A 16,268-nucleotide genomic window follows, 5' to 3' on the forward strand; every position below is an offset into this window, starting at 1 on the left:
AGAAAGCAGTATCGACCGATAGAACGGTGCACTTACAGAACGGGCGTCCGAAAGATCAGACGCCCGATAAAGCATTGAAACAAAATAATTTTATGAAATTATTTTGCAATCAAATTTGCAGGAATTTCCATACCGATTTCTTTGTAGTAACGCACAGCACCTGGGTGCAATGGCACTGGCAAACCAGCAAGAGCAGCGTCTGTGCTCATGGCTTTAGTTGCTTTGTGGATCGCATTTAGGAACGGAAGGTTTTCATAGATCGTTTTTGTGATCTGATAAACTGCATCTTCATCAACGTCTGCACCCACTGCGAGGAAGTTAGGTTGCGCAATTGTCGTTACATCCTTTTCCTGACCAGGGTAAGTTCCCGCTGCAATTGTGAAGGGAGTCCAAAGACCCAACCCACCATCTGCCTGCTTTGCCTGTTCAGCAGTGAAATTCAATAGAGTGATCTTGTCGCCCATTGCTGCCATTGCTTTTGTTACAGCACCTGTTGGTGGACCAGAAGGTGTCCCCATACCAGCAATTTGACCATTTTGAAGCGCATCAGCAGATGGGCCATATCCAACGTGAACTAAGCTATAATCTGTGGCAGCATCAATCCCCAGGTTTTTAAGAAGAACGGAGTTCGAACCAATAGTACCCGAATTCTTCTTCCCCAAGGCCATACTTTGACCTTTCATATCGACTAAATCAGAAACTGTACCGGTTTTTGCGAACTCAGATAAAACAGTAAACTGCTCTACATTCTGCCATAACATGGAAACAGAGCGCATCTTTGTTTGAGGACCATCTTTTTCAACAGGGCCTTTTCCGTTCCAGGCATAGTAGCCATAAAGACCTTGAAGGATTGCAAACTGAACTTCATTTTCCCGAAGAAGCTTAACGTTTTCGCCTGATCCCGCAGAGTTAATCGCAGAGAGGCCAATTTTCTGTTTTGGCTGTAACTTTACTTTAACCAAAGTCGAAATCGCCACACCTACAGGATAGTAAGTACCACCTGTACTTGCTGTGGCCATTAGGTAATCACGTGCTTCAGCCGCGTGTGCGACAACACCCGTTGTTAGGGTACCACAAATTGTTGCAACTGCTGCAACACCCTTAATTGCGTTTAACATTTTCATCAAAGCCTCCCTAAGGCATTTTTTTGTTTAATTCTACAACTCGAATTGAATACATCTGAATAAGTAAAATATCAGTGCAATCGTATCCCCATTTTAAAATTTGAGGTTCGTAATATTCCTATCAATAGTAGGGCAAAGAATGTGCCACGACAAAGAAGAAACAACTAATTGAAAAATAACGACTTTTATAAATTTCAAAAAATCATCAAGCAATTAATCGCCGATTAACTTCGATTTAATCGGCGGTAATCCGCCGAGAAAGTCACCTAATTGCTACTCTTTGAATAAAACCGTCAAACCGTGTACTTGAGCCGTTGATGCTTAAGAGAGGTGGCACATGGAAACTCGACGACAAACCTCGCCCCTCCATCATCAAGATTTTCGGCACGAATATTTCCACCAAAATCTTTTACAATTCCATATGAAATTGACAATCCCAAGCCCACCCCTTTACCAACATCTTTTGTTGTAAAAAAAGGATCAAACAACTGAGCAATAATTCCAGGTTCTATTCCCGTACCACTATCTTCAAAAAGAATAATGACATGGTCATTAATGTTTCGAAGCGTTACCAAGATTCTTTTTTCATTATAGTCATGCATGGCATCAGCAGCGTTTCGTATAAGATTCACAAACACTTGCTCTAATCTAACAATATCACCGCGAACAGGGACAGAATCTCCCAGGTCCCGTAGCTCCACGATCACACCATCTTGCTCGCATACTGTCTGCATCAGAGTAATGGCTCGTCCTAAAGCTTCCCGTAAGTCAACCATCTGATATTCAACCGGTGCCTTTCGTGCAAATGTTTTGAGCTCTCCGGTAATTTTTGCCATTCGTTCCGTAAGAAAAGAAATTTCTTCTAGGGATTGCCCCACTTGCTCCGGCTTGCCTTTACCTAATAATAATCGCGCACTTGCGGTAAATGTTCGTATTGCTGCCATCGGTTGATTAATCTCATGTGCGATAGCCGTGGACATCTGACCCAGCGCGGCCAGTTTACCAGTTTGGACCAAATCTGCCTGAGTTTTCAATAATTCTTCCTCAGTACGTTTTCGTTCATCAATCTCAATTTGCAACATTTCGTTAATCGCCTGAAAGCGATCAGCTTCACGTGCCCGCTGTGCGGATCTTAATTTTTGCCGCCGCTCACGAATGAAAAGCCCTCCCATAAGAAAGAGTACCAGGAGCACCATCCCAATCAACAAGGAGGTCTGTTGTTTTTCGCGAATAAATTTGAAAGGTATGAGAAAATGCATAGACCATCCGGGCTTACCTGCATCCCTGGTAAGAACAAGAAAACGCTCGCCATCAATTTCGAAAACGTCTTGGCCAAAAATTGTTAACTTTTTCAGTTCAAGCGGCGCTAGGCCAGCTCCTGCAAATTGTCGATTTGTCCTAATTTTTGCCATTGAGGTTTCGCTAATTGGCGACACCGTCCTATATCGCCATTTGTCCCGGCTTGATAAAAAAATCACCCCGTTTTGATCTGTGACGATAACGTGTTCTCCGCCGTCGCGCCATTGCTGTTGCAGAGGCCGAAGATCAACCTTGGCAACAATTACTCCACTGACATCCGCCTCATTAACAACAGCGTGCGACATAAAAAAACCAGGGACGCCGGTGGTCGCACCAACTGCAAAAAAACCGACTTCTTTCCCTTCGATTGCATCTTTGTAATAGGGTCGGAAAGCATAATTATGTCCAACAAAAGAGCGTTCTTCTGACCAGTTCGATGCTGCTAAGGTTGTGCCTTCACTATTGAGCACGTAGAGCACATCAGATTCAGCTTTCTGATTAGTCGCGTTCAAAGAACGATTAACAGATAGTATCAAACCTCCTCGACCATCTTTTGTACTCAGAAGTTCTCTGATCTCTTCATCTCTAGAGAGAACAAAAGGAAGATAACGATGCTTCTCAAGCGCTGAATGTAGTGTCCCATGATATAAAGATAGACGGTCAAAACCTACCTTTGATAGATCACGGGCAGAATCAATGCCCACCCACTGCACGACTCCTGACACAAAGGTCAGACCAACACCGAGACACGCCAGCCAAAGAGTAAAGGTTTTCCATGATATTTTTCGTGGCAGCAAAGACATAAATATACACACGATGTTTTTGGTACTCTAACATTACCAGAGTATTTTTTAGCTGTCAGAAAATTTGGGGTGACACTGATTTGTTCTATTCTTCGAACTCAGTATTTCAAGAATTAGACCAAGGAGCTGAGAAACTTAGTTACTTTTTACAAATAAGCTGATCCAGTGAAGAAAGAAACCGGGAGCGATCTTGCTTACTAAAAGCAGGCGAATAGCTCTTAACATCGCCCGTTTCCCTTAAGTTAGTCATAAGATCACGCACAGCCAATGTCATGCCCATGCTATCCTCTGTAAAGATCTTTCCCTTGGGATCCAACACCTTAGCACCTTCACCGACACAACGAGACGCTAAAGGAATATCCGCTGTAATTGCAATATCTCCAGCTTTAATATGTTCAGCAATCCAATCATCTGCTGCATCAGGTTCTTCCGGCACTACAACTGCGTTCACCAAGGGGTGTCGCCCATATCGAAGCCAGGTATTGCTTACCATGTGGATTTGCAACTCATGACGCTCAGCGACTTTAATAACCTCGTCCTTTACAGGGCAAGCATCGCCATCAACATAAATTTCCATTACCATCACTTCTCACAACAAAACAAAGTCGAGGCTCGAAACGAACCACTCAATTCTGTTTATCGCGGCCTTCTATTTACCAAAACCCAGTTCATTTTTCCACCAGTTAGGTAGAGCAAAGGCTCCTTTATGAACAGCAGCGTTATAATGCTTGCCATCATACTCCTTATGAGGTTCAGCGTAGCTATGCCCGTCTTTGGTATAAAGGAAGAAACCGAATTCAGCACCTGGGTACATCGGTACAATAGAGCGGTAAACGTCCAAGTGTGGGAAGAAACGTCCGCTACGCATAATTTCAAGTAAACTATGTTCTTCTTCACTCGATGCCTCTTGCAGGAACCTGATCCGGTCCTTCCCAATAAAGATACTGTCAGAATCAATGCAAACGCCGTCATCTTTTAATATCGCAACCAGATTATCCAAGAATTCCTCTGTAAAGAGGCTCGCGGACGGGCCAACAGGTTCCGTTATATCCATAAAGATCAGATCGAATTGCTCGTTTCGCCCCAGAGCTTCAATGACGTAGCGTGCCGCGTCGTCACAAACTAATTCGACCCGCGGATCGTCGTAATCTCCGTTGATCTTTAAATATTCATTACTTAGCTCGATCACGCGCCGGTCAATTTCAGCCATGACAATCTTTTCAATGTTATCATGGGCTAAAAGTTCGCGCAGTAATCCCCCATCACCACCGCCAACAATCAACGCTCGAATATTTTCACGCTTTCTCCCCAAAAGCGGTACGTGAACGGCCATCTCATGGTATATAAATTCATCGGCTTCTGAAGCTTGAATAAGATCATCCAGCACCAAGACCCGGCCAAAATCCTTGTGGTCAAAAATTTCAATTTTTTGAAAAGGGCTTTGTTCGCTATGCAGCAGGTCCATTTTCATCGCGTGGGTAAACCCTATCGCACCAGGATCCTCATGCCACCATGTCGTGAAATCTATTTTGTTGTGCACGATGACATATCCTTCAAATCTAAGTTGCTCGGCAACTATTTATACTAAATTCCAATGCACTACACAATTAAACCACGAATAGCATAAGACTTAACGCACGAAAAATCAGGTCCCACACCAGTCGACAAACTGTGATTCGATACTCACTGAGAATCCCACTGAGAATCGGCTCTTTGAGATATACGGAATTGGCCCTTAATGACAGAACCAATTTATGACTTAATACCTTCTCACTCTGTCATACAGGTTTTCATCATGCATATAAACGAAAATGGCCAACCTATTGGTGCCCCGGTAAATAATTGGAGCGAACGCCTTCTTCCACCTTTAACCAAAATGGAAGGGATTGCCACACGCCTTGAAATTTTGGACACCGAAAAACACGCCCAAGACCTGTTCGAAGCAAACAAACTTGATATGACAGGACAAATTTGGGGATATTTATCTTATGGTCCCTACTCAAATTTAACTGACTACAAAGCTTGGGTATCAAAATATCAGAGAAAAGCTGATCCTCTCTTTTACGCTATTTTGGATAAAGCAACGAATAAAGCACTGGGCGTCGCCAGCTATTTGAGAGTTAGCCCAACAGCCGGATCAATTGAAGTAGGCCATATAAACTTCTCCCCCGCCCTACAGCAAACTATCATAGCGACCGAAGCAATGTATCTTATGATGCGTCGTGTTTTCACCGAACTTGGTTACCGCCGTTACGAATGGAAATGCAATGCTCTGAACGAAGGCTCTAAAGCAGCAGCCAAACGCCTCGGTTTCACCTACGAAGGAACGTTTAGACAGGCCGATATAAATAAAGGCAGAAACCGTGATACTGCTTGGTTTTCCATTATCAACAGTGAATGGCCTGCTATTGAAGAAGCCTTTGAAGCTTGGCTTTCACCAGATAATTTTGATGCCAAAGGCAAACAAAAAACCAGTTTATCTAAGCTAACGCAAGACGCCCTTTCCAAGGGTACTCTTTGAACCACGCTTTGCAATCAAAGTATCTGATTACTCAAACCAACTGGTGATTACATTCAGATCTTTTTTATTCATAGCTTCTTCAGGAACTGAGGCATCTTCTGCGGGATGCCCTGCAACAATAATCATGACTGGTTTTTCATGCTTTGGTCTGCCGAGAATATCCCTCAAGAAGCCCATCGGGCTAGGTGTGTGGGTCAAGGTACCTAGACCCGCGTTATGCAACGCTGTAATCAGAAACCCACTCGCCAACCCTACAGATTCTTGTATGTAGTAATGTTTAATCTTTTCGCCAGTTTCTTGATCAACATCATAGTTTTGCTGAAACACCACAATAAGATAAGGAGCAATTTCAAGAAACGGTTTATTTGAGTCCGTCCCCAGAGAGCTCAAATCTTTCAACCATTGCTCTCCTGCCTTCCCGGCATAAAACTCTTGTTCTTCAGCCTCTGCAGCTTCACGAATTTTACGCTTCAGTACGGGATTACTGACAATAACAAAGTGCCATGGCTGTCGATTTGCCCCTGAGGGCGCTAGTCCAGCTGATCGAACAGCATTTTCAATAATTCCTCGCGCCACAGGTTTAGAAGAAAAATCTCGAATTGTACGACGTCCCTGCATAAGTTTTAAAAATTCATTACTACGATTTTCCATTTCAGTCGGTGAATAATTAGGCAAACCTGAAAATGGAACGACTTTATAATCCGCAAACATTGTTTAGCTTTTCCCTGATGGCTTTATTTCACAATTAGTAGAGTTAAAGGTCGCGTGTAGATTAGGTGCCTGAATTGGCTCCGCAGAATAACAGCAACAACTGATTTTTGAAAAAAAGACTAACACAATTAGGTAAAAAATGACATCAATAAGGCGATGTCATTAAAGCGGGCTCAACAAGGTAAGGAGAAGAGATCTCAAAAAAATATTGAAGTAGAAAAAGAAAAAGACCCCCGAAGGAGTCTTTTACTTTGGCTGGGACGGCAGGATTCGAACCTGCGAATGCCGCTACCAAAAAGCGGTGCCTTACCACTTGGCGACGTCCCATCAATTGTGGGTCAGAAAATAGCGTCAGATCCGAGGAAGTCAATGGGTTAAAGTAAAAAAAAATTTAATTTATTTCTAAAAAATTTGCAGCCTCGCAATGGAAATTTACCACTTTTAAACCAGATTGCTTTACCCATTGCCTTCTTATTGATTATCCTATGTCACGCCATATCGAGATATTCAGACGAAACCTGCCTTTTAAGGCAACCTTATGAGAGCTGTTCACGCTTTCAAACGCCAAAATTAAGTTAACAGGGAACTGAAATTTATGAGCGACAACAAGCTCAAGTCAGAAGATACGAAACCTGCCAACGGCAAAACTGCTGAGAAAAAAACACCTGCAGTACCAAAATCTAAGACTGAAAAAACAAAAACATCACCAGCTCAAAGCAAAACCTCTGCTACGAATCCAAAAACTAAAAAGGCGAAAGCCTCTACAGGAAAAGCGCCCAAGGCTAAAACACCTGCTTCCCAAGTGTCAGGTAAAAAATCTTCCAAGGTCACAAAAGCTGTAAAACCTAATGATAAAAAAGCCGATTCACCAGAACCACTAGTGGCAACAAATGACCCAAAGGTGGATTCAAAAAACAAAGGTAAAAAGACGAGTCCTCCACTCTCAGCAAAACCAGAAAATGGACCGGCACCCAAACTCAGTAAAAAGAAATCATTTTCAAGAATGATTACGGTTGCTGCCGTTTTATTCCTTGGGGTCCTTTTTGTTTTTCTGCGAGGGAATGATCCCGTCAGTGAAGAAGACCAAACAGCTTCTAATCTTCCTGCAACACAAGCTGAAGCCCCCAACCCAAACGCCAGTTCACCTTATGGTATGCGCGTAGAGCAGCTCAAAGAAATCGAAACTCTTCTCGCTAGGCTCAATCTTGACCCTGGAAGTATAGATGGAGATATTGATCACGAATCCGTAGCTGCCATCAGCCTGTTTCAGGAAATATCCGGTTTACAAGTAGATGGACGCCCTTCTCCAGATCTTCTCGTTGATCTAAAGGCGGTAGAACAACTCCTCAAGGTCGAATAAATAGAAGCTGATATGACAAGGTAATCTTTAATAAAAAGCGGTGGATGATAGCCACCAGCCTGAGTGTTTTAGCTTAATATCATGAGCGGCTTTTTGTGCACATTCAGCAGATGCGAATAAACCAAAGCAGGTTGCCCCGCTTCCTGACATAGCAGAAAGAAGGCAACTTTTTTGCGCAGTAAGTTCAGCAAGAGCCTCAACAATAACAGGCTCCAATCGACATGCAGGAATTTCGAGATCATTTCCCACCAGCCGAAGGTATTCGGTAACATCTTCGTGCGATGAAAAACTAACCGGTTTCTTCTTTGCTGAAGAATAAGATCCTTTGAGGTTTTGAAAAATTTTTGGTGTCGAGACGCCTACGCCTGGATTTAAAAGAACAGAATGGAGATTAGGAAGTTCCGGGCCTTGTTCCAATCGTTCTCCAATGCCTTCCATCCAGCTACAAGTACTCTTCAAGCAAACAGGAACGTCAGCACCAAGTTCAAGCGCAAGGCCACCTAGGCGCTCTTCAGAGAAATCATGTAATTCCCACAGCCGAATGAGACCTCGCAACGTTGCCGCCGCATCCGCCGACCCTCCCCCTATTCCAGACGCTATCGGGAGGTTTTTAATGAGATGAATTTCTGCTCCCAGCTGCACGCCGCTCGTAACCATAAGCTTTCTAGCCGCTTGGAGAACCAAATTATCATCAAAATTCTGGCCCTTTAACTCTTCAGCAAAAGGTCCTGTAACTTTAAGAGATAATTCTTTGGCGGTAGAAAAATAAAGAAGATCACCCACTCCTGCAAAGCCAACAAGACTTCGCAATAAGTGATAACCATCATCGCGACGCCCAACCACCTGCAAAGTCAGGTTGATCTTTGCAGGTGCATGTTCGAATATACTTTCCATAACAGTTGATAACGACCTTAATTAGATATCTGTTACAGAAGGGCTCATCCCTTTATCAATTTTAGTATTTATCATCTCAACCTGTTCGTCTTCGGGATCAAAGCTTAAAGCCCTGCGCCACTGGAACCGGGCTTCGTGGTATCGCCCAACCCGCCAATAAGCATCTCCTAGATGATCATTGATAACGGGGTCTTCAGCCTTTAGCTCAATAGCGCGCTCTAAATACTCCACTGCATTTTCATATTTGCCCAGCTGATAATAAACCCACCCCAAGCTATCAACGATGTAACCATCTTCTGGGCGGAGTTCGACCGCCTTTATGAGCATTTGCTCGGATTCAGACAGGTTTTTATTCTGCTCGACCCAAGAGTAAGCTAAATAATTGAGAACATGAGGTTGATCAGGGGAAAGCTCTAAAGCTTTTAAGAAATCAGCTTCAGCTTTGGGCCACTGTTTTGTCCGCTCAAACGAAATTCCTCTGAAATAAAACAACGTCCAGAATCGTGCGTCTTGTGCATCAATTCGATTAATCGCCTGCTCGTAAGCCTTTGCTGACGCATCAAATTTTTCTGAAGCACGGAGTAGATTTCCCTTACGGAGATACGGTTCAAACCGTTCAGGTCTCAAAGTTGTCAGCTGATCCAGAGTTTCCAGGGTCTCTGCTTCCAGCCCCAATACATCCATTTCATCAGCAATTCGAAGGCCTACCGTCCAGGCATAAGGAGATTGCAAAGGAATCGTTTTATAAAGATTAATAGCATCTCTACTCCGCCCTTGGGTTTGCATAATCTCACCCACGAGAATTTTGGCTTCCTCATATTCCGGACGTAACCTTAAAGCCTGATTGGCGTAGACCAACCCAGTATCATAGGCCTTTTCTTGAGCATGCAAGCTAGCAAAACCAAACAAAATTTCAGCAAAGGCATCACCTGGCTTACTTATAACACGTTCCAACCCTTTCTCCGCGCCTAACTGCTCCAAGGCATGGATCGCAATGGCATTCTCAGGATTAGTTTGTAAATAAGTCTCTAATAACCCTTTAGCGGCTTCCTGATCACCTTGTCTGTTCAAAAAATCAGCAACAATATTCACCTGACGTAAAGTTGGCTGTTCCGTTGAACTCAACAAGGTCAGATAATCGTCTTTCGCATCGCCGGGACGACCGCCTAAATCTTTGAGTAAGGCAATTTGAATACCATAAAGAGTTTTAAAACCATCTTTTTTCGACAAAGGTTCAAGTTTTTCAAGCGCTTTGTCTAAGTTCCCTTTAGCAAGATCTGTCCACGCCGAGAACATCGGTTGCAAAACCGTATTCACTCCAACGTTTGGTGCTGCTTCGTTTCTCGATTGAGCTTCGTCCCAATCTTCACGTTTTACGGCATCAATAAGAAGAATCAAATGAGCTAAAGCCTGATCTGGCGACACAACCAGTAAGCGTTTAGCAAGATCGATCGCCTCTTGGTCTCGACCAACACTGGCCGTAAGGAGGAAGGATCTAGCGAGAAGTTGAGGGTCTTCAGGGGACGCCTCAAGAGCATGCAGCATCAGATCTGCAGCTATAGAATAGTCACGGCTATGTCCCGCAACGAGCCCAGCTAAATAGGTCCCTGAAGGAGAGCTATAGGGACTAATAAGCGGATATTCTGCGGTGGTTACGGCAGAGTTAGCCGATGTATCTGATTCACTTTGCGAAACTGAGCAAGCACTTACAATAAGGGCCGTGCCAGTAAGCGCTAGGAACCTACGAAAATTTTGTTTTACGAGTACGGAGCCACGGCGAGGCAAATCATCCTCCTCTTCGCCTGGACAAGAAGTGAAATCACTCTACCCCTCAACAACCGTCCCGCCAAGTATCTGTTGCACAAGATAAAGTTACTTATATAAAAAATCAGCCCAACATCACTGATATTGGGCTGATTTACTGCTAACTAAACGATGTTATTTTTAGTCTTTTACATATTAGGATAATTCGGCCCCCCAGCCCCTTCGGGCGTTACCCAGTTTATATTCTGGGTCGGGTCTTTAATGTCACATGTTTTACAATGCACACAGTTTTGGGCATTAATTTGTAATTGTGGATTATTACCATCGTCATCACGCACAATCTCATACACACCCGCGGGACAAAATCTTTGTTCCGGCGCATCGTAAATAGACAAGTTGTGATTGATCGGCACTGAAGCATCTTTAAGCGTCAGATGGCAGGGTTGATCCTCTTCATGGTTTGTCCCGGAAATAAATACGGAAGATAAACGATCAAAAGAAATTTTTCCATCTGGCTTTGGATACTCAATTTTAGGCATATCAGCTGCAGGTTTTAGACACTCATGGTCATGGTGCTTATGACGGAACGTCCACGGAAGTTTTCCGCCAAACACTTTGAGATCAATACCCGAGTAAAGCATTGATCCCCAAAGACCAAACTTACTAAAAGCTGGGCGGAAGTTACGTGACTTGTAGAGTTCTTCATAAACCCACGACTTTTTATAGGCTTCGGGGTAACTTGCAAGCACTGCAGCGGGCATTTCCTCTCCGCTCTCGGTTACAGCCGCAAATGCACTTTCAGCAGCAAGCATACCTGTTTTCATAGCATTATGGCTGCCCTTGATTTTGGCAACGTTCAAGAAACCCGCGGAACAACCGATAAGGGCACCACCAGGAAAGGCTAGATCCGGTACAGACTGTAACCCACCTTCATTAAGTGCGCGTGCACCGTAGGAAACTCGCTTTCCGCCTTCAAGCATCTCAGCAATGGCCGGGTGCATTTTGAAACGCTGGAATTCACCAAACGGAAAGAGGTGGGGGTTTTCATAATCCAAACCGACAACATAGCCCACATAAGCTTGGCCATTTTCAAGATGATAGATGAAAGACCCACCCCATGTATCGCTTTTCATCGGCCAGCCTGCAGTATGGACAACAGTCCCAGGCTTGTGCTTCGCAGGATCGAGTTCCCAAAGCTCTTTCATACCGATCCCATATGTCTGTGGATCGGAGTTTTCTCTGAGGTTAAACCTCTCCATTAAGCCCTTACTCAGTGAGCCACGACAACCTTCACCAAAGAAGGTGTACTTACCGTGCAGCTCCATTCCCTGCGTATAACTGTCTTTTTGTTTACCATCTTTGCCAATACCCATATCACCTGTCGCAACGCCTTTAACACGACCATCTTCGTGATAAACGACTTCTGAAGCGGCAAATCCTGGATAAATTTCGACACCTAATTCTTCGGCTCGCTCGCCAAGCCAGCGACAGAGATTACCAAGAGAGATAACGTAGTTGCCATCATTGTGCATTTGGCTCGGCAATAAGCCTACGGGAATTTCACAGGATCCCTTCTCACTCAGCAGCATGAACTTTTCATCACTAACAGGAGCATTAAGAGGAGCACCCTTTTCTTTCCAGTCCGGAATCAATTCATCAAGCGCACGAGGTTCAAAAACGGCCCCTGAAAAAATATGAGCTCCGACTTCAGAGCCTTTCTCGAGGACACAGACAGAAACCTCTTTTCCGGTTTCAGCTGCTAACTGACGAAGCTTAATCGCAGCAGAAAGCCCGGCGGGACCAGCACCAACGATAACGACATCGTATTCCATAAATTCGCGTTCCAAAGTATTCTCTCCGATTCCTGCCTAGATCTCTGCGACTTATTCTGTCGCTTATCTTAAAACCAAATTTAACCACAAGAATTCAACAAAATTCCACAAATGACCACATTTTTATTGCCCAAGTGCCAAAAAAAATTGTTATCCCCACCATCTAAACTCAATTTATAGAATTTTTCGCGTTGCAGCAATTTAACAATAACGACAAGGAAGGGTCAAAAAAGACGAACAGGATTTGCATTTTTGCACCCTGTAGAGTTTATTTCATCTCCTTAACATAACAAACTTGAGATTACCCCAAACATTACATGGAACATCTTGCTACTTTGCTTTATGTACTGAAGTAGTAGAATCGTCCGATTGAAGGCGGTATTTGGTGTTGCACAAGTGAACGATATGACAACTGACGACTGGACCCGCGACGAACTCCTAGCTGCTCTGGAATGGCAGCTTTCTTTTGGTGCGGATGAAGCAACAGGGGAAAACCCTGTAGACAGTTATACCCTTACACTTGAGCTTGCGGAGAAAGCGACACAGCCAAAGGCGGCACAAGAACAAGCTCCGACAAACAAAGTCCTCACAGCAAAGCCAAGCCAAGCCAAAAAAGCTCTTCAATCGCTTCAAAAAACACTCGCAGAAGCAAACAATCTGGCCACCGGAGCCAATACTCTTTCCGAACTCAAAGCTGCATTACAAAATTTTGATGGCTGCTCGCTCAAGAAAACCGCGATCAGCACTGTATTCAATGAAGGTACAGAAACATCAAAGCTCATGATTATTATGGGTACTCCACGGGCAGACGAGGACCGAGAAGGCAAAACTGTCGCAGGGTTAAACCGTATTCTTTTGAACAATATGCTCAAATCAATCGGGTTAGATATTGAACAGGTTTATTTAACATCTTGCGTATTCTGGCGCCCCCCGGGAGACAAGAAACCTACAGCCAACGATCTTGCTTATTGCAAACCTTTTGTCGACAGACAGATCTCCTTGACAAAGCCCAAAGTACTGATGTTACTGGGAGAAACAACTCTTCGTAGCTTTACTGATCCTGATGCTTCCCTGCTTAGACAACGCGGCAAGTGGAGCGATTACAATACCCCAGAAGGCGCAATTTCTACAAAAATGATTTCGACATTTGCACCGCACATGCTCTTGAACACCCCACGGCAAAAAGCACTGGCGTGGCAGGATTTACGCGCCGTTAAACAACAATTATCCCAAATATAAATGATTAACGTATTTTAAAAGCTCCAAAGATTTTAAACACCAATGTCGTTTTAATCTTAGCCATTAAGGCTGCCCGACAAATATCTTCACCTTTTCGTAAGATCGGTGATGTATTTAAAATACAAGACAAATTTTCGACTAACAGCCTTACTGTTGCCCTAGTTATGGTAATTATCTAGGCTGGTTGTGGTGAATGGGGTTTTGAAATCACGAAACTTGCAGAGTTTTCTGGGGAATATTTATAGACAATGTTGGTACAACGCTTACTGCTTTCAAAAACAATTTCGCGCGCGCTTTTTCTCGTAATCGGACTGATTTTTATCTCACACAGCGTAGCAGCCTCAACTCCTGTTCCTGATCCCGTAAAAACTGTATTATCGTCAACGAGCCCATCCCCTGTAAACAACGGCCCGATCAAAAAGGGTAACAAAACTATTACCTTTGACCTGTTGAGTGAAGAGGATCTTAGCTTATACAGACGCATTTTCGCTCTACAAGCACAAGGCAGGTGGAAAGATGCAGATAAAAAAATATCCCGACTTGATGATAAAATTCTTCTGGGACACGTATTGGCCCAAAGATACTTACACCCAACAGCCTATCGCTCTAAATACAAAGAGCTGAAAGCATGGTTGTCGAATTATGCAGACCATCCCCAAGCTGACATTATTTACAAATTAGCACTACAACGCCGCCCAAAAAACTACACACGTCCTAACCGCCCTATACAATTCAAAAGCGCAGCCTATCGCGCCCACGGGAAAAACTATAGCTACCGCTCCAGCAAAAAACTTTCAAAAGAAGATCATAAAAAAGCCCTCCGCCTCAAGACCCAACTAAAAAGAAACGTACTTAACACACGCCTATCCATAACCGAAGACGTAATCAAAAACGACAAGGCCAAGCGCCTGCTTGATCCAATTGAAATAAATCAAACCTATGCACGCCTTGCCGCAGCTTGGTATTATTACAACAAAGATCAAAAGGCCTACGACCTTGCATCCAAAGCCACTCAATCCCGAAAATATGTCCCTTCTGCCGACTGGATAGCAGGACTTGCAGCTTGGCGAATGGGGGAAACAGAAAAGGCACGTAGTCACTTTACACACCTCGCTCAAGCGAGCAGAGCCAATGGCTGGATGCGTTCAGCAGGTGCTTATTGGGCAGCCCGCACGAACTTAAAGCTCAAATCCCCTCAAAATGTCAGTAAAAACCTCTATTTGGCCGCTGAATATCCAAGAACCTTCTATGGGATTCTCGCGCGAAGAGCTCTTGGCCTTGATTTGACGTTTGACGATGATGCCAAATTACTCGCACAGAGCACAGCAGAAACGCTAAAAAACCATACGTCGAGCCGTCGAGCTCTGGCTTTCTTACAACTTGATAAGCGCGAAGAAGCTCAGCAAGAACTTAAGCGTTTGATCGGCAGCCTTGATGGCGATGAAATACATGCATTCATTCGGCTTACTGAACAAGTAGGAATGCCAGAACTAGCCTTTAGACTAGGCGCTCGATTAGCAGCTGAGGAAAAAATAGAACAACAGCCTCCTGCAACAAGCAGGGGTATTATAGACGCAGCGCTTTACCCGATCCCCAAATGGAAACCCAATGGCGGTTTCGAAGTAGATCGCGCACTTGTCTTTGCTTTTATGCGTCAAGAATCATCTTTCAACCCCGATGCGAAAAGCCCCGATGGCGCCAGAGGCCTTCTTCAACTGATGCCGCAAACAGCAGATTACATTGCTAAGGACCGTAGTTTCCTAGGTAAAGACCGAAACCAATTGTATGACCCTTCGTTGAACCTTGAACTTGGTCAGAAATATTTGGAGTACCTTCTAAGTCATAGTTATGTAGAAGGTGACCTTTTTAAACTAGCAACCGCATACAATGGTGGCCCCGGAAATTTGGGAAAATGGGAACGTAACATCACATACAATAATGATCCTCTTCTTTTCATCGAAAGCCTACCTTCGCGAGAAACACGTCTTTTTATTGAAAGAGTATTAACCAACCTTTGGATTTATCGTGCAAGATTAAATCAATACTCGCCCTCTCTAGATACTCTTGCCGCGGGGCACTGGCCTCGGTATGAAGCCTTAGACAACTCTCAAAATTCCTCAGAATCGGATCTCGCTGAAAATGCCAAAGTTAGATGAAACGCGCCCTTTCCTTCCAGTGAACATTGCGATTATCACAGTTTCAGATACCCGCACTCAAGCAGACGACAAATCCGGAAACCTCCTTGATAAAATGGTTAACGAGGACGGACATCATGTTGCGGCGCGTGCCATCGTAAAAGACGACTTACCAGATCTTATCATTGCCTTAAATAAACATATCAACGACCCGAACATTGATGTTGTCATAACGACTGGCGGTACTGGGGTTACCGGGCGCGATACCACGCCTGAGGCAATCAAAGAGGTTATGGAAAAAGAGATCGAAGGTTTTGGAGAACTCTTTCGCTGGATTAGCTTTGCTAAGATTGGGACTTCCACAATGCAAAGCCGTGCAATCGGAGGTGTAGCAAAAGGAACTTATCTCTTTGCCCTCCCAGGATCACCTTCTGCATGCAAAGATGGTTGGAGCGAGATCCTCCGCTCTCAATTGGATAATCGTCATCGCCCCTGTAATTTGGTTGAACTCATGCCTCGATTACAAGAGCACTTATCTTAAACATTAGATCCAAACCTTCTATCTGATGTGCGCCATTTTCCTATA

At 44.1% G+C, this 16,268-nt stretch carries 13 protein-coding genes and 1 tRNA gene; 5 read left to right on the forward strand and 9 right to left on the reverse strand.

All coding sequences use genetic code 11. The features are described from left to right. Positions 1–98: 98 nt before the first annotated feature. From ACFSKO_RS01715 to ACFSKO_RS01730, 4 genes are all read right to left on the reverse strand, one after another. Positions 99–1,124 carry a TAXI family TRAP transporter solute-binding subunit gene (locus ACFSKO_RS01715; protein ID WP_380247754.1) on the reverse strand — a complete coding sequence of 342 codons (1,026 nt, stop codon included), beginning with the start codon at positions 1,122–1,124 and terminating at the stop codon, positions 99–101. 293 nt (positions 1,125–1,417) lie between these two features. After that, entirely contained in the window at positions 1,418–3,226 is a 1,809-nt protein-coding gene (locus ACFSKO_RS01720) for a sensor histidine kinase (RefSeq protein ID WP_380247756.1), read from the reverse strand. A 139-nt stretch (positions 3,227–3,365) separates the two neighbouring features. Next, positions 3,366–3,803: a YaiI/YqxD family protein gene (locus ACFSKO_RS01725; RefSeq protein WP_380247758.1), complete on the reverse strand. Its 438-nt coding sequence runs from the start codon at positions 3,801–3,803 to the stop codon at positions 3,366–3,368. Between the two features lie 72 nt (positions 3,804–3,875). Then, a complete protein-coding gene (locus tag ACFSKO_RS01730) occupies positions 3,876–4,766 on the reverse strand; it encodes a fused MFS/spermidine synthase (protein WP_380247761.1) in 891 nt (296 codons plus the stop codon). Between the two features lie 198 nt (positions 4,767–4,964). Here ACFSKO_RS01730 and ACFSKO_RS01735 point away from each other — a divergent pair, with 198 nt between their 5' ends. Then, entirely contained in the window at positions 4,965–5,747 is a 783-nt protein-coding gene (locus tag ACFSKO_RS01735; protein ID WP_380247764.1) for a GNAT family N-acetyltransferase, read from the forward strand. A 27-nt stretch (positions 5,748–5,774) separates the two neighbouring features. On the opposite strand, the gene ACFSKO_RS01740 is transcribed toward ACFSKO_RS01735, so the two are convergent. Continuing rightward, positions 5,775–6,458, reverse strand: coding sequence for a nitroreductase family protein (locus ACFSKO_RS01740; protein WP_380247766.1), 684 nt, complete (start codon positions 6,456–6,458; stop codon positions 5,775–5,777). A 252-nt stretch (positions 6,459–6,710) separates the two neighbouring features. Beyond that, a tRNA-Gln gene (locus ACFSKO_RS01745) sits at positions 6,711–6,785 on the reverse strand. A gap of 268 nt (positions 6,786–7,053) precedes the next feature. Between ACFSKO_RS01745 and ACFSKO_RS01750 the strand changes: the two genes are divergently transcribed. Then, positions 7,054–7,818: a peptidoglycan-binding domain-containing protein gene (locus tag ACFSKO_RS01750; RefSeq protein WP_380247768.1), complete on the forward strand. Its 765-nt coding sequence runs from the start codon at positions 7,054–7,056 to the stop codon at positions 7,816–7,818. Between the two features lie 27 nt (positions 7,819–7,845). Here ACFSKO_RS01750 and ACFSKO_RS01755 read toward each other — a convergent pair whose 3' ends face one another. From ACFSKO_RS01755 to ACFSKO_RS01765, 3 genes are all read right to left on the reverse strand, one after another. Further along, complete coding sequence (locus ACFSKO_RS01755) at positions 7,846–8,712, reverse strand: 4-(cytidine 5'-diphospho)-2-C-methyl-D-erythritol kinase (RefSeq protein WP_380247770.1); 867 nt, start codon at positions 8,710–8,712, stop codon at positions 7,846–7,848. 21 nt (positions 8,713–8,733) lie between these two features. Then, on the reverse strand, positions 8,734–10,497 hold the full coding sequence (locus ACFSKO_RS01760) for a tetratricopeptide repeat protein (RefSeq protein ID WP_380247772.1): 1,764 nt from the start codon (positions 10,495–10,497) through the stop codon (positions 8,734–8,736). A 167-nt stretch (positions 10,498–10,664) separates the two neighbouring features. Further along, on the reverse strand, positions 10,665–12,323 hold the full coding sequence (locus tag ACFSKO_RS01765) for an electron transfer flavoprotein-ubiquinone oxidoreductase (protein WP_380247774.1): 1,659 nt from the start codon (positions 12,321–12,323) through the stop codon (positions 10,665–10,667). A gap of 390 nt (positions 12,324–12,713) precedes the next feature. Between ACFSKO_RS01765 and ACFSKO_RS01770 the strand changes: the two genes are divergently transcribed. The 3 genes from ACFSKO_RS01770 (at position 12,714) to moaB (ending at position 16,223) form a co-directional block, all read left to right on the forward strand. Further along, positions 12,714–13,547 carry a uracil-DNA glycosylase gene (locus ACFSKO_RS01770; protein WP_380249416.1) on the forward strand — a complete coding sequence of 278 codons (834 nt, stop codon included), beginning with the start codon at positions 12,714–12,716 and terminating at the stop codon, positions 13,545–13,547. A gap of 248 nt (positions 13,548–13,795) precedes the next feature. After that, positions 13,796–15,703, forward strand: coding sequence for a lytic transglycosylase domain-containing protein (locus ACFSKO_RS01775; protein ID WP_380247777.1), 1,908 nt, complete (start codon positions 13,796–13,798; stop codon positions 15,701–15,703). After that, complete coding sequence (gene moaB / locus ACFSKO_RS01780) at positions 15,687–16,223, forward strand: molybdenum cofactor biosynthesis protein B (protein ID WP_380247779.1); 537 nt, start codon at positions 15,687–15,689, stop codon at positions 16,221–16,223. Before ACFSKO_RS01775 ends, moaB begins: the two co-directional genes overlap by 17 nt. The last annotated feature ends 45 nt before the right edge of the window (positions 16,224–16,268 follow it).

Source organism: Kiloniella antarctica (assembly GCF_042682825.1).
In the GTDB taxonomy this organism is placed as follows: domain Bacteria; phylum Pseudomonadota; class Alphaproteobacteria; order Kiloniellales; family Kiloniellaceae; genus Kiloniella; species Kiloniella antarctica.

Bases quoted from the DNA above. Each gene is read 5' to 3' on its own strand.
- ACFSKO_RS01720 (WP_380247756.1), bottom strand. From the start codon at position 3,226: ATGTCTTTGCTGCCACGAAAAATATCATGGAAAACCTTTACTCTTTGG.
- ACFSKO_RS01740 (WP_380247766.1), bottom strand. From the start codon at position 6,458: ATGTTTGCGGATTATAAAGTCGTTCCATTTTCAGGTTTGCCTAATTAT.
- ACFSKO_RS01770 (WP_380249416.1), top strand. From the start codon at position 12,714: ATGACAACTGACGACTGGACCCGCGACGAACTCCTAGCTGCTCTGGAA.
- moaB (WP_380247779.1), top strand. From the start codon at position 15,687: ATGCCAAAGTTAGATGAAACGCGCCCTTTCCTTCCAGTGAACATTGCG.
- ACFSKO_RS01725 (WP_380247758.1), bottom strand. From the start codon at position 3,803: ATGGAAATTTATGTTGATGGCGATGCTTGCCCTGTAAAGGACGAGGTT.
- ACFSKO_RS01715 (WP_380247754.1), bottom strand. From the start codon at position 1,124: ATGAAAATGTTAAACGCAATTAAGGGTGTTGCAGCAGTTGCAACAATT.
- ACFSKO_RS01750 (WP_380247768.1), top strand. From the start codon at position 7,054: ATGAGCGACAACAAGCTCAAGTCAGAAGATACGAAACCTGCCAACGGC.
- ACFSKO_RS01775 (WP_380247777.1), top strand. From the start codon at position 13,796: ATGTTGGTACAACGCTTACTGCTTTCAAAAACAATTTCGCGCGCGCTT.
- ACFSKO_RS01755 (WP_380247770.1), bottom strand. From the start codon at position 8,712: ATGGAAAGTATATTCGAACATGCACCTGCAAAGATCAACCTGACTTTG.
- ACFSKO_RS01735 (WP_380247764.1), top strand. From the start codon at position 4,965: ATGACAGAACCAATTTATGACTTAATACCTTCTCACTCTGTCATACAG.